The organism is Flavobacterium aquidurense (genome assembly GCF_031458035.1).
GTDB lineage: Bacteria > Bacteroidota > Bacteroidia > Flavobacteriales > Flavobacteriaceae > Flavobacterium > Flavobacterium aquidurense_C.
Map to the genome: position 1 here is coordinate 201,261 of NZ_JAVDXR010000004.1, position 22,477 is coordinate 223,737.

Genomic DNA, 22,477 nt, shown 5'->3' on the forward strand with positions numbered 1-22,477 from the left:
CAATCAGGGCGTTTTTTTATACAAATATTTACGCCATGAAAAACCCTGAAATTAAAGTAACCGAAACTAAATTATTATCAGACAATTGGTATATCCTGAACAAGGTTACTTATAGTTATCAAAAGAAAAACGAAGCAGTACAAACTCATGTTCGCGAAGTTTACGATCGCGGAAATGGCGCTGGAATCTTATTATATAATTCAGCTAAAAAAACGGTTATTTTAACGCGTCAATTTCGTTTACCAACTTTCCTTAACGGAAATAAAACCGGAATGATGATCGAAGTTTGCGCCGGACTTTTAGACGAAGATAATCCGGAGGAATGCATCATTCGCGAAACCGAAGAAGAAACCGGCTATAGAATTAATAAAGTTCAAAAAGTCACACAAACCTATATGTCTCCAGGGGCAGTTACTGAGATTTTGTATTTGTTTACAGGCGAATATGATGAAAGCATGAAAGTAAGCGCTGGCGGTGGATTAGACTCCGAGCAGGAAAATATTGAAGTTTTAGAATATACTTTTGATGAAGCTTATGCAATGATCGAATCTGGCGAAATTGTGGATGCCAAGACTATTATTTTGTTGCAGCATGCTAAGATAAAGGGGGTGATTTAGATTAATTTCAGATGAATCATATAATTGACATAATTATTTGAAATGAAAATCAAACAAACAATTCCTCAAATTGTGTAATTGATCTGAGCGACTATTAAAATAACTTTACATTATATAAAAACCAGTTTTATGAAAAAGTTATATTATACATCAAATATTTTGTTTTTAGTTGTTTTAGTCTTGTTAGGCTCTTGTACAAAAAGCAAAACCATAAGAAGAACAGAAGCACAAGTTCACAAAAAAGTTGAATACAAAAAACCTGAAGCATCTATCAGTTTTAAATTTGAAAAAACAAAACAATGGCTTGATTCCATCAAAAGTGATTCTACCAAACTTTATATTGCTTACGCTATAAACAGAACCGATAAAGCAAATTTTGCAAAAATGGATTCGGTTATAGTTCCTAATGATCTTAATGGGGATTTACCGTATTATCTTCCGTTTCCTATTCATGTTTCGAGTTTAGAAGAGGTTGCAAAGGTTTTAATTTTTTCTTACCCAACGCAGACATTTGCGGCTTATGAATACGGAGAACTGGTTTATACAGGACCAACCAACATGGGACGAAAAAAAGATCCTACTCCTACCGGATTATTTTTCACCAACTGGAAGGCAGAAAAAACAACGAGTACTTTCAACGATGAATGGGATTTAAAATGGAATTTCAATATCGAAAATAAACTGGGAGTGGGATTTCATCAATATGAATTACCTGGTTATCCTGCCTCACATTCTTGTTTACGTTTGCTTGAAAAAGATGCAAAACACCTATATAAATGGGCTGATGAATGGATCTTAAAAGACAGTGAAAATGTAAAAGTTAAAGGAACACCGGTGATTGTTTTTGGAAGTTACAATTTCGATGGACCAAAACCTTGGCTTGAATTAGTTAACGATCCGAAAGCTTTGAATATTTCAGAATCTGAAATAGAAACTCAGGTACAGCCTTTTTTGCAGACCATTTTAAATAATCAGAAGGTTAGAGAAGGCGATCAGACTGCCATGCAATAAATTTTCTAAACATATAATTTTCAAAATCAGCTAAGTTCTAGCTGATTTTTTTATTTGAGCTATTTAACAGACCTAAGCGTTACTGCCTTACTGCAGAACATATTTTGAATAATCGATTTCAGTAAAGCAAGAATTAAGTCGATAATAAAATATATTTTAAACTTTAGAAAAGACATTTCTTTTTTCTATTTTCGTTATCAGAAGCAAAAAAAGTGCTTTATCAATATATGAAAAATATATGCTTATTCGTTTTACTTCTTTTCCCATCTATGTTTTTTGGACAATCTGTAGACTTCAAAATTCAATATCAGCCACAAACAAAATATTCACAAAAAGTAGAACAAAGTATTGAAAATACGCTTTACTATTCAGCTTCAGATACGATATTAGAAAAATTAAAAAATAATGGAATTCAAAATCCTACTATTACAAAAAATGTAAGCAACATAGAATCTGTTTTTAAAGCAGGTAAACTAAAATCTGATGGAACTTTCCCTATTACTATTGAATTTTTAAAATCTGTAAATTCAGATAATAAAGTTCTAATTCCAAATGGAACTCTAATTTATGGTAAGGGCACGGTTTCTAAGATGCCACAGCTGGATTCTATTGTCTCAGACGGTATGGAAGACACGTTCAAAAAGAGTATTTTGAATACCGTTCAAAGTACTTTTTCTCAACTTGATTTACCACAAAAAACATTAAAAATAGGAGAATCATTCTCTCAGGAAACTCCATTTACAATTCCGATTGCAACTGCATCTATGGAAATGATTTTAACGACGACGTATACATTTGTAAGCGTTGTAAATAATACTGCTAATTTTGATATTTCAATTGTATACAAGATGAAAGTCTCTATTGAGAAATATAATGTAAAAGGATCAGGTACAGGAAAAGGGAAAATGAATTATGATACTGTAAATCATTTTCCTACGAAATATGACTTAGATACCGAAATGATATTTGATATGAAACAAGAAGCTTTTAGTCTTCAGGCAAAAACAAAAAGTGGGTTCTACCAAACAATTGAAATTTCAAAAAGCTAAAAAAAGGCATAAGATTTAAAATCTTATGCCTTTTATTTTATAATGAAAACTAAAAATTATCTAGAATAATTTGGTGCTTCTTTTGTAATTGTAACATTATGTGGATGGCTTTCAGTGATTCCGCTCGACGTGATTCTAACAAAACGTCCTGTTTCCTGTAAAGTAGGAATATCTTTTGAACCACAGTATCCCATTCCGGCACGAAGACCACCAATGAATTGCAGCATACTTTCGTTTAATTCCCCTTTGTAAGGAACACGACCTACAATTCCTTCCGGAACTAATTTTTTAACGTCGTCTTCAACATCCTGAAAATAACGGTCTTTTGAACCTGTTTGCATTGCTTCAACAGAACCCATTCCGCGGTATGATTTGAATTTTCTTCCTTCGAATATAATGGTTTCTCCCGGAGATTCTTTTGTTCCTGCTAATAATGAACCTAACATTACACAGTCAGCACCAGCAGCGATTGCTTTAGGAATATCTCCTGTATAACGAATTCCACCATCAGCAATAACTGGAACTCCTGTTCCTTTGATAGCTGCAGCAACTTCTAAAACTGCAGAAAATTGAGGAAAACCAACACCTGCAACGATACGAGTTGTACAGATCGAACCAGGTCCGATTCCAACTTTTACTCCGTCTGCTCCATTTGCTACTAAATATTTAGCAGCTTCCGGAGTTGCAATGTTTCCAACAATTACATCTATTTCCGGGAATTTTGATTTTACTTCTTTTAATGTATTGACAACACCTTCTGTATGTCCATGAGCAGTATCGATAATGATTGCATCAACACCTGCAGCGACTAATGCAGCAGCTCTTTCGACAGCATCTCCAGTAACTCCAATAGCGGCAGCAACTCTTAAACGTCCGAAAACATCTTTGTTTGCGATTGGTTTTTGAGTTAATTTTGTAATATCTCTGAAAGTAATTAAACCAACCAATTCGTTATTAGCGTTTACTACTGGTAATTTTTCGATTTTGTGACCTTGTAAAACTACTTCAGCTTGTTCTAATGAAGTTCCTTCGGCAACAGTAACTAAGTTTGTACTTGTCATTACCTCTGCGATTGGTCTTGCTCCGTTTTTCTCGAAACGTAAATCACGATTTGTAACGATTCCTTTTAGGATTTTGTTTTCGTCAACGATTGGAATACCTCCAATTCCGAATTCTTTCATTGCATTTTTTGCATCTGCAATGGTTGAAGTCATTGGTAACGTTACCGGATCGATAATCATTCCAGATTCTGCACGTTTTACTTTTCTAACTTTCGCAGCTTGCTGCTCGATTGTCATGTTTTTATGTAAAACACCAATTCCGCCCTCCTGCGCCATAGCGATTGCCATTGCACTTTCGGTAACGGTATCCATAGCAGCTGATACTATTGGAACGTTTAGTGTTATGTTTCTTGAAAATTTTGATTTGATACTCACTTCGCGAGGAAGCACATTCGAGTAGTTAGGTACTAATAATACATCGTCGTAAGTTAAACCTTCGCCGATAATCTTGGAGTTGTGTGCTATCATGTTGCAATTTCTAGTTGAATTGCGTGCAAATATAGTGAATAAATTGGAAACTTGAATACTAACTTTTTCTTAAATTTCTCAAATAGAGAATGTTCTTACAAAACAAACCGATTTTTTAAATATATAAATTCGTAGGAGGAATTTAAGTTTTTGCTCATAATTTAAATTACTGACTTTTTAAATCATATAAGGAATTGGTTCTATTGCTTCCTATGTTTTCAATCTGCGCTTCACCACAAACCAAATAATATGGACTTATATTACTTAAATGGTGAAAAAATTCAATCCTCTGATTCCTGAAAAACAAAATTGATCCCTATTTGAAACGCGAGACTATTTGCTTTTGAGACATCTTTATATTCTAAAATATTATTTACGAGGGCGTATATATTGACTTTTCCGATTGTTCCGGCAAGTCCCAAACCAAAATTTTTACTGGAATAGGAATCGTAAGTATATGTGGCTTTCAAATCTAATTTTTCGAAGATGCGTCTTTTATAAAAAGCAGTAATCGCCATAAAAGGCTCTTTAGGCATTGTCATGACAAATAACTGAGCTCCAACTGCATTTAAATAGCTTCGATTAGTTTGCGTTTTGCAATTACATTCGGCGTCAGAACGGGATTGACCAAAGGAATATTGCATGGAAGAATACAATTTGGTTGGGCGCCAGGTGGTATATTTATCGTAAAGTGTCTCTTTCGGAATAGCTTCTTCGAATTCATCAAAAACATTTCCCGGCTCGTTAACAGGGTTAAAACTTGGATTTGAACCTTTATAATTATAATACCCTTTGTAAGTTATGGTTTCGATGTCTTTAGATTGTTTTATAAATCCGAGATCGACAATACTGGCTGTGAACTGAAGATTTTCCTTAAAATAATAGGTAAGTCCGGCATCAAGACCAAGGCCTAAACTTCCATTAAAAAATGTGTTGTGAACAATATCCCTGGCAATGTTGCCTTCGTATTCATCTTTTTTAAAAGCGGCGATACCGGAAGTTCTTAACTCTAAATTTGAGGAAATTATCTGAGTATAAATATTAGGTGTTCCGGAGATTTCTTCTGTATAAATGTATCCCGAATTCTTTGTAGATGTTGCATTAGCACCGCTGGAATAAATTTTGGCACGTCCTCCTAAAACAAGTTTCTCGTCGATTTTTTTATGAAATCCGACATGAAATACAGAAAGCACTTCGGCCCTGACATTTATATCGGATAAATTAAATGATTTACCAATGTAATTTTGATTTCCGTCTAAGGCTAAAATTCCCGGATCTTTTGGAACATACATCAAAAAGTCAAATTCCTGATACATTCCAAACGAAATATACGATTTACTCTCTGTTCCGCCAATCCTGAATCCGCCAGAAAATATTTCAAGCTGTTCGTTAACCTGAGCTTTATCCTTACTGGATGATTTGTTAATTACACTGCGGACTTTATCATTAAAATCGACTCCATTATTTGCAAATAAATCATACGCTGAGAAACTTGTCGAGCCTAAATTAGCTGAAACTCCTGACAAAACAGGTAATCCGAAATAAAACTTATACGAAACATCTGCTCCGGGATTTACAAGAGAAGATTGCGGAATTGAGGTAAAATTGTACAGCAATTCTTTATTTTGAGAAAAACAGGAAAATTGAATAACTACGATGAAAACCAAATATATTTTTCTCATTCGATTTCCATATAAACGTTTGCACTTGAGCGTAATTTTAAATTACCAACACTATTTTGGTCTAAAGCCGGCCCAGTCGCCATTATGACGAAAAACTTCATTTTGACCGTTTTTTTTAAGAGATCTAATCGGTCGTTTTCGAATACTTCTGTCGGATATTTGATAATATTTGGCGTTCCTGAATAGGCTGGAACTGAGTATGAATCTCTTTCAAGAATCTGATCGTTTGCATCTAAAAGAACCATCTCGACCCTAAAAGCTCTGACAATGGTATTTTCTATTTCAAAATCAAATTCGGCTTTTACGAGATTGTCTCTAAAAAAACTATCCTTAAAAGCATTAAATTCCTGAACGTCAAACAATATTTGTGTTCCTCCATCATTTGCCAATTGGGTTGCGGGAATATTGAAGTAAGCCAGATTAGCTACAAACACAGGTTCTAGTTTTAAATCATTAGCCTGATCAAAATCTAAATCACTGGAGCATGAAAAGAATAATGATGTTAAAATCAAAATTTTAAAAATCCTATTGACTAAATTTAATTTCATGCTTAAACCTTGTTTAGAACAAAAAAAGTCCTGATTATTCAATTATCAACTTCAACCAATTACATATAAAATTAAATTTACTGCTTTTAATGAAACTTACCAAACAATTTAGATGCTTCATTATAAGCACTTTCAAAACTTAGTGAATTTAAACCCGTTACTTTTTTATTGGCTGTAAAATAGGAAATCAGTTTTTCGGTAGGCATATTTCCTGTTAACTTATCGGTGGCCATAGGGCAACCGCCAAAACCCTGAATTGCGCCATCAAAACGAGTGCAGCCTGCTTTGTGTGCTGCATCTATTTTTTCGAACCAACTATTGGGCGTGGTATGCAAATGTGCTCCAAATTCGATTTGAGGATATTTTGGAATTAAATTAGAAAAAAGATACGTAATCACTTCCGGCGTAGAACTACCAACAGTGTCTGAAAGTGATAAGATTTTAACACCCATTTTTGAGAGTTTTTCTGTCCACTCGCCTACTATTTCAACATTCCACGGATCTCCGTAAGGATTTCCAAAACCCATAGAAAGATACGTTACTACTTCTTTATTTTTCTGAGCTGCTATTTCAAGAATTTCTTCAAGTGTCACTAATGACTGTGCGATCGTTTTATGTGTATTACGCATTTGAAAATTCTCCGAAATCGAAAAAGGAAATCCTAAATATTGAATCGGTTCGTGTTCTGATGCCGAAATCGCCCCCTGCGTATTAGCTATTATTGCCAGCAATTTACTGGTGGTTTGCGAAAGATCAAGTTTTCCCAAAACTTCGGCTGTGTCCTGCATTTGCGGAATTGCTTTTGGAGATACAAAACTGCCAAAATCAATCGTATCAAACCCAACGCGAAGCAAAGACTGAATGTATGAAACCTTCTTTTCTGTAGGAATAAAGGTTTTGATACCCTGCATGGCATCCCGTGGACATTCGATAATTTTGATTTCTTTATTCAAAGCTTAATCTTTTATGAATGCTAAGTTAGTTTCTTTTTTAAAGAAATAAAATTATAATTTTTATTAATTAAAACATTACTTAATATTGTAATAAACTAAAATATTACATATAAGTGTAATATTTAATATTATTACCAAAAAACGTAATAATATAAAATATTTATATACATTTGTACTATAAAACTTTATTTATTTTTAATTATATTTGAATTATGACAAGCGTAATCACAGGTGATATCATCGGGTCAAGACAACAGAAATCTAAGCATTGGGTTGAAGATTTGAAGAAAATCTTGTCTCCCTTTGGGGAAATGCCTTCTGAATGGGAAGTTTACAGAGGAGATGAATTTCAGATTGAAATAAAAAATCCTGAAGAAGCATTATTGTCGGCTATTTTGATAAAAGCACATTTAAGAGCCATAAAATTAGACGCCAGAATGAGTATTGGTTTTGGTGATAAAACGCACAATGCCGAAAAAATATCTGAAAGCAATGGCACTGCTTTTATAAATTCAGGAGAACTTTTTGAGACATTAAAAAAACAAAAGGTAACTTTAGCACTCAGAGCCGGTGAAACCGAATTTGATGAAAAATTAAATTTAATGCTGAAATTAGCCTTAACTTTTATGGATAACTGGCTTGTGCAACCCGCAGAATTTGTTGCCATGGCCATAGAAAACCCAACTTTATCGCAAGAAGAATTGGGGCAAAAATTAGGAATCAATCAAGCTGCCGTGAGCCGCAGACAAAAACGGGCTCAGTTTGATTTAGTAATGCAATTAGATCGGTATTTCAGAACACAAATAAAATAACCAGCCCCATGATTTTATTTATAAAACTACTGTTAGCCCATTTGTTAGGCGATTTTATATGGCAGCCAACTGCATGGGTAATCGATAAGGAGGCAAAAAAACACAAAAGTATTTACTTGTATCTTCACATTTTGCTGCACGTTTTTTTGGCAGCAGTTTTGGCAGGCGAAATTCAGTTTATTCCTTACGCTGTTTTAATCGCCGTTGCACACGGAATTATCGACGTCATCAAGCTTAATTTCCAGACCAATAAAACCAAACGTACCTGGTTTATTATTGATCAGATCGCACATATTTTGGTTTTGATTGCAGTAGTTTTATTCTACCAAAATACTTCGATAAACTTTCTTTGGTTCGATAATTCATTTTGGATTTTAGCAACAGGACTTATATTCATTACCAAACCTACTTCAATTTTTATCAAAACAATTATTTCAATCTGGAGTCCTGAAAGTCAGCATAGCAATCAGGATAATTCGCTCGCCAATGCCGGGAATTATATCGGAATATTAGAACGATTATTTATCTTCTGTTTTATCTTAACAGGCCATTTTGAAGCCATTGGTTTTTTATTGGCTGCAAAGTCAATTTTTAGGTTTGGAGATTTAAAAGAAGCCAAAGACAGAAAACTAACCGAGTACGTTTTAATTGGTACGCTGATCAGTTTTGGAACTGCAATTCTTATCGGATTAATTGTTCAGGCCTTACTTTTACAATTGCTGTAAAACCTTTTTGTTTATTGCTTTTATCAAGGCTGGACCTTCATAAATAAAACCGGTATACAATTGTACTAAACTTGCCCCCGCATTCAGTTTTTCGATTGCATCATCGGCAGAATGTATTCCTCCTACTCCAATAATAGGGAAAGCTTTATTACTTTTTTCCGAAAGAAAACGAATCACTTCAGTTGAACGTTTCGTTAATGGTTTTCCAGATAATCCTCCCATTTCAGATTGATTTTCAGATTGTAATCCATCTCTTGAAATAGTGGTATTTGTTGCAATTACACCTGCAATTTGGGTAGTTTTTACAATATCAATAATATCTAATAATTGTTCGTCTGTAAGATCCGGAGCAATTTTTAAAAGAATTGGTTTTACTTTTTGACTGCTTGTTTTTTGCTTTTCTACATTTCTGTTCTGCAATGTCTGAAGCAAGGCTGTTAAAGGTTCTTTGTCTTGTAAAGCTCTTAAATTTGGCGTGTTTGGAGAACTCACATTTACCACAAAATAATCTACGTGATCAAATAAGGCATCAAAACAAATGATATAATCGTCAACTGCATTTTCGTTTGGCGTAACTTTATTTTTACCAATATTTCCTCCAATTAAAACTCCTGAATTCTTTTTCAAACGTTCTACGGCTTCCAGAACCCCTCCGTTATTAAAACCCATTCTGTTAATAATAGCCTGATCTTCTTTTAATCGGAACAAACGTTTTTTAGGATTCCCTTCCTGACCCACGGGCGTTACGGTTCCGATTTCAATAAAGCCAAAACCAAAGTCCGAAAGTTCTTTATACAATTTGGCATCTTTATCAAATCCTGCAGCAAGTCCTACCGGGTTTTTAAATTTAATTCCGAAAACTTCACGCTCTAAACGACTGTCTTTTACTTCGTATATACCTCTAATAATTGATGAAACTCCGGGTATTTTTGAAATGAATTTAACGAATGAAAAAGTAAAATAATGTACTTCTTCCGGATCAAAACAAAAAAGTAACGGGCGAATTATCAATTTATACATAGTAATAGTTTGTGTGTGTTTTTCGGGTGCAAATTTAATTATAATACTTGAAAGAGATACTCTTTTACAAAAACAAATTATAAGATGTTCCAAATTATAAAATGGAACGAAGTCAACACTTTTGACATACTCAATTAGTCATATATTAATTAATTTTGAGACATTTAGGAAAATTCTTATTGCAAGTCCATTATACAACTAAAGTAAGAATATGTACAAAGCTGGTATATTAATTCGTATTTCAAAAGGTACTCTATTAGGTTTAATACTTGTATTAAGCTTAAATGGATGGTCTCAGCAGGAAAAAGACACAACCAAATTAATGAATGTTAGTTATGGAAAAAAAGGCGTTGAATTAAGAACCAGGGATAATAAATTTCTTTTTCAAATACAAAGCCGGTTCCAATTCCGATTTTCTACCCCAAACGATCAGGATCCGTTAACTTATGATGACTACAGCCCGGAAAAAGAAACAACACTAAAAATTAATAGAGCCAGATTAAAATTGGGCGGCCATGCTTTTGAACCCTGGCTAAAATATTCCCTGGAGTATGAACTCAGTCAATCTAATTTACTCGATTTTAAAATCTCAATCGAAAAATGGGAATGGTTAAGTTTTAAAGTAGGACAATGGAAAGTGGAGTATAACCGGGAGCGTTATATAAGTAGTGGCGAGCAACAAACTGTAGATCGGTCTTTAATCAATCGGTCCTTTACTGCCGACAGACAAATGGGTGTCGAAGTCTACGGACATCTAAAAGGAAAAGGAATTGCCGATTTTAATTATTGGGCCGCAACCTTTACCGGAACCGGAAGAGGAAACACTACAAATGATGATGAAAATTTGATGTATTTTGGACGGGCACAATGGAATTTCTTAGGAAGATTTCTTGACTTTACAGGCAGTGATTTAGAATTTCATGAAAAACCTACTCCAATTATTGCTGCTTCAGTCTTAACAAACCGTAGCCCTTATACTCGATTTTCTCAGTCCGGAGGAGGATCTCTGGAAGGTTATGAAAACGGATTACCGGGTCAATATCGTGTTAATCAGTGGAATCTAGAAAGTGCTTTTATGTATCGTGGTTTTTCCTGGCAAAGCGAATGGCATACTAAAGAAATCATCGACAAACTAAATAATGATGACACTACTACTTTAAAAGGCTATTATATTCAGGCGGGTTATTTTTTTCATAATGTGTTTAATTGGTGGCCGAAGTCTTTGGAAATGGCTGCAAGACATGCTGAATATCGTCCGGACAACTCCCTTAGAGATAATTTGCAAGACGAAACAACCATTGCCTTTAACTGGTTTTTTAAAGGACATAAAAACAAATTAAGTTCAGAAGTAACCTATTTCAGTTTTCAGGATAAAACCTTGCCTTTAGAACAAGGGTGGCGTTTTAGAATTCAATGGGATATTTCGTTATAAGTATAAAATTGTATCATTAAACTCTTACATGATAAAAACAACAAATTATACATTATTAGTAACCCGACTAAATAAATCGAGTTTAAAAGAATTATTTTTTCTAACTTTATCCTTCTAATTAACAACCGCTACTTTTTTAAAACAATTATAATGAAAAATAAGACCTACTGGATTTTTGCTATACTCACAATCTCCATTATTTCAATTGCTTACGGTTACACGAAATATATAGTACCGAAAAAGAATTTGGCCGCAATGGATTGTGCAGAAACACCAAATCCTTCTGATTCGTCATTGTTTAAACCAACCATTGAAAATAAAAACAGGCCAAAAGGGAAAACACCAAAAGGAATGGTTTGGATTCCAGGCGGAGAATTCTCTATGGGAAGTAATGTTGAAGATGAAAGTTTGTGTAGCATTAAAGGTGTTACCAAAGATGCAGCTCCGATACACAGGGTTTATGTAGATGGATTTTATATGGATCAAACAGAAGTTACCAATGAACAATTTGAAGCTTTTGTAAAAGCAACAGGTTATGTAACATTAGCTGAAAAAGCACCAACGCATGAAGAATATCCAGATGCTCCAATAGAGAATTTAGTTGCGGGATCGGCAGTGTTTACTCCTACTCCGGCAAAAGTTGATCTGAATAATTATATGCAATGGTGGACTTATGTGAAAGGAGCTGACTGGAGACATCCTGAAGGCGCCGGAAGTTCTATCAAAGGAAGAGAGAAATATCCAGTTGTTCAGGTTTCGTATGATGATGCTGCCGCCTACGCAAAATGGGCAGGAAAAAGATTACCAACTGAAGCCGAATGGGAATTTGCTGCTCGTGGTGGAAAATCAGGACAACTTTATGCTTGGGGAAATACTTTAAAACCTAAAGGGAAATTCCAAGCCAATATTTATCAGGGACATTTTCCTATTGAAAAAGGAGATACTGGCGAAGATGGCTATATTGGCATAGCACCAACAGCTCAATTTGAACCAAATGCATATGGTCTATATGATATTGGAGGCAATGTATGGGAATGGACAACTGATTGGTACACGGCTGATTATTATACTGTTTTGAGTGAAAGTGGTCAAGTAGCGAAGAACCCGAAAGGTCCTGATGCATCGTACGATCCAGCCGAACCCGATTTACCTAAAAAAGTACAACGCGGTGGATCATTTTTATGCACAGACCAATATTGCACACGTTATATGGTCGGCACTAGAGGAAAAGGTGATTATAAATCTCCTGCAAATCATATTGGTTTCAGATGTGTGCAATAAAGTTTTGCCACGAAATGCACGAATTCCAACGAATTAAAATTGTACTAAACTAAAAATCCAATTTTAGAATTTTCTAAAATTAGATTTTGTATTGAGAGCAATTCGTGAAAATTCGGGCAATTAGTGGCGAACTCTTTTATCTTTTAAACGCCTAAATAATTGTTTATCTTTGCTAAAAAAACAAACAAATGCAACATATCATAGATCGATTTATCAGTTATGTAACGATTGACACTGAATCGGACCCAAATTCGCAAACAACACCAAGTACAGAAAAACAATGGAATCTTGCCAATAAATTAGTTGAAGAACTAAAAACTATCGGCCTACAAGATGTTACTATAGACGACAAAGCATATATCATGGCTACTTTGCTAAGTAATGTAGATCATGAAGTGCCGACAATTGGTTTTGTTTCACATTTTGATACTTCTCCCGATTTTAGCGGTGCAAATGTAAAACCTCAGATTATTGAGAATTACGACGGAAAAGATATCATCTTAAATGCTGAAAAAAACATTGTCCTTTCTCCAAATTACTTCAAAGACTTATTACAATATAAAGGTCAGACTATCATAACCACTGACGGAACAACTTTGCTTGGTGCTGATGACAAAGCCGGAATTACCGAAATTGTTTCAGCAATGGAATATCTTGTTCAGCATCCTGAAATTAAACATGGAAAAATCAGAATCGGATTTACGCCAGATGAGGAAATTGGTCGTGGTGCACATCATTTTGACGTAGAAAAATTTGGTGCGCAATGGGCGTACACTATGGACGGAAGCCAGATTGGAGAATTAGAATATGAAAACTTCAATGCCGCCGGAGCTAAAATTACTTTCAAAGGAAAAAGTGTTCATCCAGGTTATGCCAAAGGAAAAATGATCAATTCAATGCTAATTGCAAATGATTTCATCAATGAACTTCCGAAAGGAGAAACTCCTCAGGAAACTAAAGGTTACGAAGGTTTCTTTCACGTTCATCACTTAACAGGAAGCATTGAAGAAACAGTTTTAGAATTGATTATCCGCGATCACAACAAAATCAAATTTGAGAAAAGAAAAGATTTAATTGGAAAAATTGCCAAAAAAATCAATAAAAAATACGCCAAACAATTCGGCGAAGATATTGTTATTGCTGAAGTTAAAGATCAGTATTACAATATGAAGGAAAAAGTGCTTCCGGTAAAACATATTGTTGATATTGCCGAAAAAGCAATGAGAGAATTAGACATCAAACCAATCATTAAACCTATTCGTGGCGGAACTGACGGTTCTCAATTATCATACATGGGATTACCTTGTCCGAACATTTTTGCAGGTGGTCATAACTTTCACGGAAAATACGAATATGTTCCTGCTGAAAGTATTCAAAAAGCAACTGATGTTATTGTAAAAATTGCAGAATTAACTGCAACTCCTGGTATTTTTGATGTAGCTGAAAAATCTAAAAGAAGATAAAGTGGAACCGAATTCTGAGAAAAAACATTTTTGGGACAAAGTCAATCAATGGGAAGAAGAACTTCTGTTCCTGAAATCTATAATTGATAAAACTGAACTGGTTGAAACCATAAAATGGGGCGGCCCTATTTATGTTTACAATAAAAAAAATGTTATCGGAATTGGAGGTTTTAAAAATTATTTTGCAATTTGGTTCCTGAATGGCGTATTTCTGAAAGATGAAAAAAAGAGACTTATAAATGCTCAGGAAGACAAAACAAAATCCATGCGTCAATGGCGTTTTACTTCAAAAGGCGACGTAAACGAAAAAGAAGTTCTTGAATATATTTTAGAAGCTATTGAGAACGAAAAGCAAGGAAAAATCATTAAGCCTTCGAAAAAAGAAGCAATAGTTTCCGAGTTGCTTCAAAAGGAAATGGATCAAAACCCAGCTTTAGCAGAAGCTTTTCAAAAATTCAGTCCCTATAAACAATATGAGTTTTTAGAATATATTGAAACTGCAAAACAGGAAAAAACTAAAATTACAAGAATTGAAAAAGTGATTCCGATGATATTGAGAAATGTTGGGTTGAATGATAAATACAGGTGATTTAAATTTCAATAAAAAAATTCCAAATTCCAACCTTTCATTAACCTTTGTCAAAGTTAAAACTTTGACAAAGGTTTTTTTATGCGCAAACAAGTGTCATTGCGAGGAACGAAGCAACCACACGAAGTATTTTACAGACCGTAACCCCAAAGTATGTCATTCCGAGGAACGAGGAATCCCCATGAGAAACTCTACAATCAAAATCACCAATCTTTGTCGAGCTACTTGCGGGGATTCCTCGTTCCTCGGAATGACATACTTTGCGGCAATGCATCATGAGATTGCTTCGTACCTCGCAAAGACACACACTATGCTTAATCACAAACCAAAAAAAATCCCAAACTCCATAACTGGAATTTGGGATTTAAATTTTATTGGAATTTAAAAAGCGTTAAGCTTTTTTCAAAGCAGCGCTCATTTCCATAGAAATAGCTGAACGCTCAATTTTTAATTTTCCAGACATCGTTTCGATAATGGCGCTTGTTTCAGCAAGCTCAACGATTTTACCGTGGAAACCACTTTTTGTAATTATTTTATCACCTACTTTTAGGCCGCTTTCAAATTCTTTTTCGTTTTTTGCTCTTTTTTGTTGTGGTCTAATCATGAAGAAATACAACACTACAAACATTAGTAAATAAGGAGCAAATTTCATTAAATCTTGCATAGTATTCAGGTTTTATTTTTGTTATTAATATTTTATTTAAGCTCTTCGACTACGCTCAGAGTGACAACTTCAATTGGAATTTGAATTTTAAAAAATTGAAAGTTTATTTCCAATTACATCAAACCTCTACCCACTTTTACCATCTTCTTATTAGCAGTTAACTCTTTTACAAGGTTATCTAAAATTCCGTTGATAAAAATACTACTTTTTGGAGTAGAATATTCTTTCGCAATTTCTAAATATTCGTTAAGTGTTACTTTAACTGGAATTGAAGGGAATTTCAAAAATTCGCAAATTGCCATTTTTAAGATAATAGTATCAATTTCGGCAATTCTTTCACTGTCCCAGTTTGGTGTTTTATCATCGTATTCTTTCGCTAAGATCGATTCGTTTAAAACTGTTCTTCTGAACAAATCTTTAGCAAAATCTTTATCCTCAACATCTTTATACAATTTTGGCACTCTAAAATCGTCCGGGTCTTCTGTTTTGATTGCTTTTAATTGTTTGACAATATGTGTATTTACAACCGGAATATCGTCAACCCAAGTTAACTTATCATCTTCTAAATACTCATATAATTTTTCATTCGGAACAATTACATCAGCAAACAAATCAATTATAAATTGTCTGTCTTCCTCAAAAGTATTTGTTGAGTTTGACATGTATTTTGCATACACTTCACTTGCTTTGATATCATTTAAAAGCAACAAAATATAATCATCATTCAACGACCAGTTATTGATTTTACGATTTTCTAAAGCGATGCTAAGGGAATTGCTTTCGGCAAGGAGTTGAAAAATTTTGTTTTTGATAAATTTTTCGTTCGGGTTACGTTCTGCAGCAGTTGCAAGATGTTTTTTGCTTGAAAGATGTAAAAAAACAGATTCTTTTTTGCAAATTTCAATCAATGAAGAAAGCATTATAAGATATAAGTCCTGAATATTATCAATGCTATAAAAAAGAAACTTTTCTTCTTTTTCCATATTATCAGAACCGCTTTGATGCATTGCATAAATGGATTGCATTACTTTAACGCGTATGTGTCTTCTATTTACCACCTTGTAAGAACATTTAAAAATTAGTCTGCAAAAATAAGAATTTCACAGCTTATAATAAAATTAATTCGTGAAAAAGTCGTTATTTTTAGTATTCAGTGGTCAGTTTTTAAGTAATCAGTTTTAGTATACCATAAAAAAATCTCAGATTACAATTTAACTTGTAGACTGAGACTTTAATTTAAGACTGAACACTAAAAAAAGTGAACACTGAAGACTAATTATTTTTTAGCGTTTTCAATTTTTCTCAAATCGATACGATTTTGAGCAATTGTAAGCGCTGCTTTATGCGTTGTAATTCCGTTTTTCACGGCATAATCGATAATTTCTAAAGTAGTATTATAGATGTTTTCTGTTTTGCTCATGATTTCAGCTTTTCCATAATTTGCTAATTCAGCATAAACATTGATAATTCCACCAGCATTGATCAAGAAATCAGGCGCATATAAAATACCTCTTTCTTTTAATCTTGCTCCGTGAACATTCTCATCAGCTAACTGATTGTTGGCAGCACCAGCAATAACTTTAGCTTTAATTTTGTTTACTGTATTGTCATTGATAGTCGCTCCCATTGCACAAGGCGCGTAAATATCGACATCTGCAGTATATAAATCTTCACCAGTATAAATTGTAGCGTTGAATTTTTGCGCTACTTCGTATAATTTTTCTTCGTTGATATCAGCGATAGTAACGATAGCTCCTTCTTTAGTCAAATATTCTACCAAAGCTTCACCTACGTGACCGATTCCCTGAACCAAAACTTTTTTACCGTCTAAAACATCAGAACCAAACTGGCTTTTTGCAGCCGCTTTCATTCCTAAATAAACACCGTAAGCTGTAATAGGAGAAGGATTTCCAGAACCACCTCTTTCTTCAGAGATCCCTGTAACATAAGGCGTTACATCTCTTACCGTATCCATGTCTTTAGTTTCCATTCCAACATCTTCAGCAGTAATATATCTTCCGCTTAAAGAGTGTACAAATTCACCAAACTTACGCATCAATTCTGGTGTTTTTTGCGTTTTAGCATCACCAATAATTACTGCTTTACCACCACCAATATTAAGACCGGTAATAGCAGATTTATATGTCATCCCTCTTGAAAGACGTAAAACATCGTTCAGAGCTTCCCATTCAGTATTGTAATTCCACATTCTGGTACCTCCTAAAGCTGGCCCCATAACTGAATTATGAATACCAATAATTGCTTTTAAACCTGTATCTTTGTCATTGCAAAATACAATTTGTTCGTGATCGTCAAAAGATAATTGACCAAAAACAGGATCCATTTTTTGAAGTTCCTTTCCAGTTGCGAAAGTTGCATCCATAGCGCTAGTTATTTATTAGTTATAATTACGAATTTGTCAAAAAGACATCTCAAACTTAAATAAAAAATACACATGTGCTATTTTTTTATCTTTAAAATAACAATTTTACAATTGATTTGCTTTGAGAAATTAATATATTTAATTACTTTTTATTGAATATAATTTGCAATTCCAAAACATTTCAACATTGAATCTCTTAAAAAAATGAAAGAATTAAGCTATTTAAACAAATATTTCATCAAATATAAATATAGTTTCACGCTCGGAATTTTAATCACCATAATCGCACAAATTTTTTCACTGTTTACACCGAAGCTTATCAGCAAGTCATTAAACGCCATTGAAAGGTTTGATAAACTGCCTGAAACACAACAAGCTTCTCAGGTTATAATCGATTCGTACCGTCAGGATTTAATTCATAACGTACTGCTAATCATAGCTACTACAATTGTAGCGGGTTTTTTAACCTTCTTGATGCGCCAGACTTTAATTGTAATGTCGCGCCATATTGAATTTGACTTGAAAAATGAGGTCTTCAAGCAATATGAAATTCTTTCTCAGAATTTCTACAAGCAAAACCGCACCGGAGATTTAATGAACCGCATTAGCGAAGACGTTTCAAAAGTTCGTATGTATGTTGGCCCAGCCGTTATGTATACGATTAACACTTTCATTCGTTTTGCAATTGTAATCATATATATGTATAATGTTTCGCCTTTGTTGACACTTTATACTATTTTGCCTTTGCCAATTTTGTCTTTCTGCATTTTTAAACTGAGTTCAGAAATCAATAAACGAAGCACTACTTTTCAGCAATATCTATCAAAAGTTTCCAGTTTTACCCAGGAAATATTTTCCGGAATCCGGGTTATAAAGGCATATTCATTAGAAAATCAGCATCAAAATAATATGGTGGCTCTTGCTGATGAAAGCAAAAAGAAAAGTCTGGATTTAGCCAAAGTACAATCGTTGTTCGGTCCTTTAATGATTGCGTTAATTGGAATTAGTAATTTAGTGGTGATTTATTTTGGAGGCGTCATGTACATTAACGGAACGATTCAGAATATTGGTACGATTGCCGAATTCATTTTATACGTAAATATGCTAACCTGGCCCGTTGCTTCATTAGGATGGGTTTCATCAATGGTTCAGGAGGCCGAGGCTTCTCAAAAACGTTTGAATGAATTTTTGAAAATTGAACCGGAAATCAAAAACAATAACGAAAATCCGTCAGATATTCAAGGCTCAATTGCTTTCGAAAATGTGAGTTATACTTATGAAGATACGAATATTGAGGCGTTGAAAAATGTGACTTTCACAGTAAAAAAAGGAGAAACCTTAGCTATTTTAGGAAAAACCGGTTCTGGAAAATCGACTATTTTATCTTTGATTTCTCGTTTGTACGATGTTACCGACGGAAGAATTACGATTGATCAAAATGAAATCAGTACTTTGAATTTAAATGATCTTCGAAATAATATTGGAATTGTACCTCAGGATGCTTTTTTATTTTCGGATACTATTAAAAACAACATCAAATTTGGTAATCAAAATGCAACCGATGAAGAAGTAATCGAAGCTGCAAAGAATGCTGTTGTTCACGATAATATTATTGCCTTCAATAAACAGTATGATACCATTTTAGGAGAGCGCGGCATTACGCTTTCGGGCGGACAAAAGCAGCGTGTATCTATTGCGAGAGCGATTATTAAAAATCCGGCGATTTTACTTTTTGATGATTGCCTGTCTGCAGTTGATACTGAAACTGAAGAAACTATTTTGAATAATTTGTTCGAAATCTGCAAAGACAAAACCACAATTATTGTAAGCCATAGAGTTTCGTCTGCAAAGAATGCTGATAAAATTATCATTTTGGAAGATGGCAGAATAATTCAACAAGGCTCTCATAATCAATTAATAAATCAGGAAGGTTATTATGCATCTTTATATTTAAAACAACTTTCGGAAAAAGAATTACTTTAATTGTTGTGTAATAGATAATTTTTTATGATTTTTGAGTACTATTAATTCCAAAAATGATAGAACGTATTATGAGAGAAAATGACATGTTAGAAAAAGAAGAGATTTTTTCTAAAGTATTACGAGCAGGAAGAAGAACTTATTTCTTTGATGTGAGAGCTACAAAAGCTGACGATTATTATATCACTATTACCGAAAGCAAGAAATTTACAGAAGAAGATGGTTCATTTCATTTTAAAAAACACAAAATTTATTTGTACAAAGAAGATTTTAGTGCTTTTGCCGAAATACTAGAAGAAATGACTTCATACGTCTTGAACCACAAAGGCGAAGAAGTAATCTCTGAAAGACACCAAAAAGATTTTAAAAAAGAATACGGTTCTGATAAACCTGAAGGTCAAAGATCTAGCTTTACTGATATTGATTTTGATGATATTTAGTCCCAAATAACTTTTTAAAAAGTACGAGTCCAATTTGTCCTGCATTTTGGACTTTTTTTATATATTTATTTTTGGATTTTTGGATTTTTAGACTGTTAGATTTTTCGAATCTTCCAAAAATCTAACAGTCTAAAATCCAATACAGGAACAAAATATAATTAAACATAAATCCACGGCAATGGAAACACAACTTTTAATATTACCCGGGCTAGGAAATTCCGGCGACAAACACTGGCAAACCTTTTGGTATAAAAAATTCAAAAATTCAATTCGTTTGATTCAGGACAACTGGGACGAACCTGTTCGCGAAGAATGGCTTGAAAGATTAAATGAAGAAGTGGCAAAACTTAATAGTCCGACAATTTTGGTGGCACACAGTTTAGCCGTTTCATTAGTAATGCATTGGGCAGAATCAAATAATAACAAAAACATTGTCGGCGCTTTATTAGTGGCTCCCGCCGATGTTGATTCACCTCAACATACACCCGAATGTACGCGTAATTTTTCTCCAATTCCAACTTCTAAATTACCTTTTCCATCGATTGTGGTGGCAAGCGAAAATGATCCTTATGCTTCTTTCGAAAGAAAACAATATCTGGCTGAAAAATGGGGAAGCGATTTTGTAAACATTGGTCAAAAAGGTCATATCAACTCTGATTCTGACTTAAAATACTGGGAAGAAGGACAATTGATTTTACAGCAATTAATTGAAAAAATAGATTTATAATTTAACCGCAAAGTCCGCAAAGATTTTACGCAAAGTTCGCAAAGCACAATAATGCAAAGCTTTGCGAACTTTACGTTTTGCAAAAATACTCCTTGCAAAAAACTTTGCGGACTTTGCGGTAAAATTTATCTCGTTGTTTATAACAAAGACTATCCTATTCTCAAACCATTCTCAATTTTAAAATCGGGAGCCAATAAAATCACATCTCCCTCCTTGCCTATCGCACCCAAAACCAGGCATTCGCTCATGAATTTTCCAATTTGTTTTTTAGGAAAATTAACGACTGCTATAATTTGTCGATTTACTAAATCTTCTTTTTTATAATGCACTGTGATTTGTGCTGATGATTTTCGGATACCAATCTCAGTACCAAAATCGATTGTTAACTGATACGCTGGTTTTCTGGCTTCCGGAAAATCATTAACATCGATTATGGTTCCTACTCGCATTTCAGTTCTTTCAAATTCACTCCAGGTTAAATCCATTTTCTTTTAATATAGTTGATTTACAAACCTATTAATTCTGTAATTAATATCGTTAATTCTGTAACCCTTTTTTTTACTCCAATGCTAAATTTACGAGTAACAAATTGTAAGCTAACCCTTAAAAAAACAGCAATGGAAAATACGATACTTAATAGCGACCACTCTATAAAGGATTTTGATTTTGATATTCACGAGCAAAACACTGATAAATATATAAGAACAGCCAAAAACGTTCAGCTTTACGTAAAAGATTACGGAAAAGGAAAGCCTGTAATTTTAATTCACGGCTGGCCGCTCTCAAATGAAATGTGGGAATATCAAATTGAGTTCCTGGTTCAAAATAATTATCGAGTTATTGCATACGACCGCCGTGGTTTCGGAAAATCATCGCAGCCTTGGGATGGTTATGACTACGATACATTAAGTGATGATTTGAGCGAAATTATTGAACAGCTCCAATTAGAAAATGCAACACTTGTAGGGTTTTCTATGGGAGGCGGAGAGGTAGTTCGTTATTTCAGCCGTCATGGTGGAAAAGGTGTTACAAAAGCCGCTTTAATTTCATCCATAATTCCATTTTTAGCAAAAACGGATGACAATCCGGAAGGGCGTCCAAAAGAAAAAGGAGAAGCTACAGCAGCTGCTATTAGAGAGGACAGAATAGGTTTTCTTGAAAATTTTGGTAAAATATTTTTTGGCATTACTATAATTAACAAACCTTTAAGTACGCCATTACTTGAACATTTCACGAAACTATGCTCAGCTGCTTCACCAAGAGCAACGCTTAAATGCGCCGAATCTCTATCGAATACCGATTTTAGAGATGAACTGCAAACCATAAAAGTTCCTACCCTGATTATTCATGGAGATGATGACAAAAATGTGCCCATAGAAGTGAGTTCAAAAAAGACCGCAGAAGCTATAGCTAACAATACTTTTATCATTTATGAAGGTGCTCCACACGGTTTGTTTTACACAGAAAAAGACAAATTAAATAAAGATTTACTGGATTTTTTGAATTCATAAAAAGCTCAAAATTTCGTAAATTACAACTATAAACATCCAAAAAATTTTTGGGTGTTTTTTT

General features: G+C 34.0%; 22 protein-coding genes. 13 read left to right on the top strand and 9 right to left on the bottom strand.

Annotated elements, in window-relative coordinates; genetic code table 11:
- Positions 1 to 35: 35 nt before the first annotated feature.
- The 3 genes from J2X17_RS08345 to J2X17_RS08355 all read left to right on the top strand — a co-directional run bounded on the left by J2X17_RS08345 (position 36) and on the right by J2X17_RS08355 (position 2,677).
- Complete coding sequence (locus J2X17_RS08345) at positions 36 to 617, top strand: NUDIX domain-containing protein (protein WP_310296476.1); 582 nt, start codon at positions 36 to 38, stop codon at positions 615 to 617.
- Positions 618 to 746: 129 nt separating this feature from the next.
- Positions 747 to 1,628 carry a L,D-transpeptidase gene (locus J2X17_RS08350; RefSeq protein ID WP_310296478.1) on the top strand — a complete coding sequence of 294 codons (882 nt, stop codon included), beginning with the start codon at positions 747 to 749 and terminating at the stop codon, positions 1,626 to 1,628.
- A gap of 227 nt (positions 1,629 to 1,855) precedes the next feature.
- A complete protein-coding gene (locus tag J2X17_RS08355; protein WP_310296480.1) occupies positions 1,856 to 2,677 on the top strand; it encodes a hypothetical protein in 822 nt (273 codons plus the stop codon).
- A gap of 56 nt (positions 2,678 to 2,733) precedes the next feature.
- Here the strand turns inward: J2X17_RS08355 and guaB are convergent, their stop codons facing one another.
- From guaB to J2X17_RS08375, 4 genes are all read right to left on the bottom strand, one after another.
- On the bottom strand, positions 2,734 to 4,206 hold the full coding sequence (gene guaB, locus J2X17_RS08360) for an IMP dehydrogenase (protein ID WP_310296482.1): 1,473 nt from the start codon (positions 4,204 to 4,206) through the stop codon (positions 2,734 to 2,736).
- Positions 4,207 to 4,487: 281 nt separating this feature from the next.
- Entirely contained in the window at positions 4,488 to 5,888 is a 1,401-nt protein-coding gene (locus J2X17_RS08365) for a DUF5723 family protein (RefSeq protein ID WP_310296485.1), read from the bottom strand.
- Positions 5,885 to 6,436, bottom strand: a complete 552-nt coding sequence (locus tag J2X17_RS08370) for a hypothetical protein (protein ID WP_310296489.1) — start codon at positions 6,434 to 6,436, stop codon at positions 5,885 to 5,887. The genes J2X17_RS08365 and J2X17_RS08370 overlap by 4 nt, the downstream gene beginning before the upstream one ends.
- Before the next feature lie 86 nt (positions 6,437 to 6,522).
- Positions 6,523 to 7,389, bottom strand: a complete 867-nt coding sequence (locus J2X17_RS08375; RefSeq protein ID WP_310296491.1) for a hydroxymethylglutaryl-CoA lyase — start codon at positions 7,387 to 7,389, stop codon at positions 6,523 to 6,525.
- Between the two features lie 212 nt (positions 7,390 to 7,601).
- On the opposite strand from J2X17_RS08375, the gene J2X17_RS08380 reads away from it, so the two are divergent.
- Positions 7,602 to 8,201, top strand: a complete 600-nt coding sequence (locus tag J2X17_RS08380) for a SatD family protein (RefSeq protein ID WP_310296492.1) — start codon at positions 7,602 to 7,604, stop codon at positions 8,199 to 8,201.
- A gap of 8 nt (positions 8,202 to 8,209) precedes the next feature.
- The gene (locus tag J2X17_RS08385; protein ID WP_310296494.1) at positions 8,210 to 8,926 is read left to right on the top strand and encodes a DUF3307 domain-containing protein; all 717 of its coding nucleotides are present in this window, start codon (positions 8,210 to 8,212) and stop codon (positions 8,924 to 8,926) included.
- On the opposite strand, the gene J2X17_RS08390 is transcribed toward J2X17_RS08385, so the two are convergent.
- Positions 8,912 to 9,946, bottom strand: coding sequence for a quinone-dependent dihydroorotate dehydrogenase (locus J2X17_RS08390; RefSeq protein WP_310296495.1), 1,035 nt, complete (start codon positions 9,944 to 9,946; stop codon positions 8,912 to 8,914). The genes J2X17_RS08385 and J2X17_RS08390 overlap by 15 nt on opposite strands.
- 211 nt (positions 9,947 to 10,157) lie before the next feature.
- Between J2X17_RS08390 and J2X17_RS08395 the strand changes: the two genes are divergently transcribed.
- The 4 genes from J2X17_RS08395 (at position 10,158) to J2X17_RS08410 (ending at position 14,711) form a co-directional block, all read left to right on the top strand.
- Positions 10,158 to 11,378, top strand: coding sequence for an OprO/OprP family phosphate-selective porin (locus J2X17_RS08395; protein WP_310296497.1), 1,221 nt, complete (start codon positions 10,158 to 10,160; stop codon positions 11,376 to 11,378).
- A 150-nt stretch (positions 11,379 to 11,528) separates the two neighbouring features.
- Positions 11,529 to 12,659, top strand: coding sequence for a formylglycine-generating enzyme family protein (locus J2X17_RS08400; protein WP_310296499.1), 1,131 nt, complete (start codon positions 11,529 to 11,531; stop codon positions 12,657 to 12,659).
- A gap of 188 nt (positions 12,660 to 12,847) precedes the next feature.
- On the top strand, positions 12,848 to 14,122 hold the full coding sequence (gene pepT / locus J2X17_RS08405; RefSeq protein WP_310296500.1) for a peptidase T: 1,275 nt from the start codon (positions 12,848 to 12,850) through the stop codon (positions 14,120 to 14,122).
- Between the two features lies 1 nt (position 14,123).
- Positions 14,124 to 14,711 carry a YdeI/OmpD-associated family protein gene (locus tag J2X17_RS08410; RefSeq protein WP_310296502.1) on the top strand — a complete coding sequence of 196 codons (588 nt, stop codon included), beginning with the start codon at positions 14,124 to 14,126 and terminating at the stop codon, positions 14,709 to 14,711.
- A 391-nt stretch (positions 14,712 to 15,102) separates the two neighbouring features.
- Here J2X17_RS08410 and yajC read toward each other — a convergent pair whose 3' ends face one another.
- The 3 genes from yajC to J2X17_RS08425 form a co-directional block, all read right to left on the bottom strand.
- The gene (yajC, locus tag J2X17_RS08415) at positions 15,103 to 15,375 is read right to left on the bottom strand and encodes a preprotein translocase subunit YajC (protein ID WP_026981843.1); all 273 of its coding nucleotides are present in this window, start codon (positions 15,373 to 15,375) and stop codon (positions 15,103 to 15,105) included.
- 113 nt (positions 15,376 to 15,488) lie between these two features.
- Complete coding sequence (gene nusB, locus J2X17_RS08420) at positions 15,489 to 16,400, bottom strand: transcription antitermination factor NusB (protein WP_026981842.1); 912 nt, start codon at positions 16,398 to 16,400, stop codon at positions 15,489 to 15,491.
- 251 nt (positions 16,401 to 16,651) lie between these two features.
- Positions 16,652 to 17,758, bottom strand: coding sequence for a Glu/Leu/Phe/Val family dehydrogenase (locus tag J2X17_RS08425; RefSeq protein ID WP_310296504.1), 1,107 nt, complete (start codon positions 17,756 to 17,758; stop codon positions 16,652 to 16,654).
- Between the two features lie 204 nt (positions 17,759 to 17,962).
- On the opposite strand from J2X17_RS08425, the gene J2X17_RS08430 reads away from it, so the two are divergent.
- From J2X17_RS08430 to J2X17_RS08440, 3 genes are all read left to right on the top strand, one after another.
- A complete protein-coding gene (locus tag J2X17_RS08430) occupies positions 17,963 to 19,741 on the top strand; it encodes an ABC transporter ATP-binding protein (RefSeq protein WP_310296506.1) in 1,779 nt (592 codons plus the stop codon).
- Positions 19,742 to 19,809: 68 nt separating this feature from the next.
- Entirely contained in the window at positions 19,810 to 20,178 is a 369-nt protein-coding gene (locus J2X17_RS08435) for a PUR family DNA/RNA-binding protein (RefSeq protein ID WP_029268690.1), read from the top strand.
- 178 nt (positions 20,179 to 20,356) lie between these two features.
- Positions 20,357 to 20,905: an RBBP9/YdeN family alpha/beta hydrolase gene (locus J2X17_RS08440; protein WP_310296508.1), complete on the top strand. Its 549-nt coding sequence runs from the start codon at positions 20,357 to 20,359 to the stop codon at positions 20,903 to 20,905.
- Between the two features lie 149 nt (positions 20,906 to 21,054).
- On the opposite strand, the gene J2X17_RS08445 is transcribed toward J2X17_RS08440, so the two are convergent.
- Entirely contained in the window at positions 21,055 to 21,390 is a 336-nt protein-coding gene (locus J2X17_RS08445; protein WP_026981836.1) for a tRNA-binding protein, read from the bottom strand.
- A 132-nt stretch (positions 21,391 to 21,522) separates the two neighbouring features.
- Here J2X17_RS08445 and J2X17_RS08450 point away from each other — a divergent pair, with 132 nt between their 5' ends.
- Complete coding sequence (locus tag J2X17_RS08450; protein ID WP_310296510.1) at positions 21,523 to 22,416, top strand: alpha/beta fold hydrolase; 894 nt, start codon at positions 21,523 to 21,525, stop codon at positions 22,414 to 22,416.
- The last annotated feature ends 61 nt before the right edge of the window (positions 22,417 to 22,477 follow it).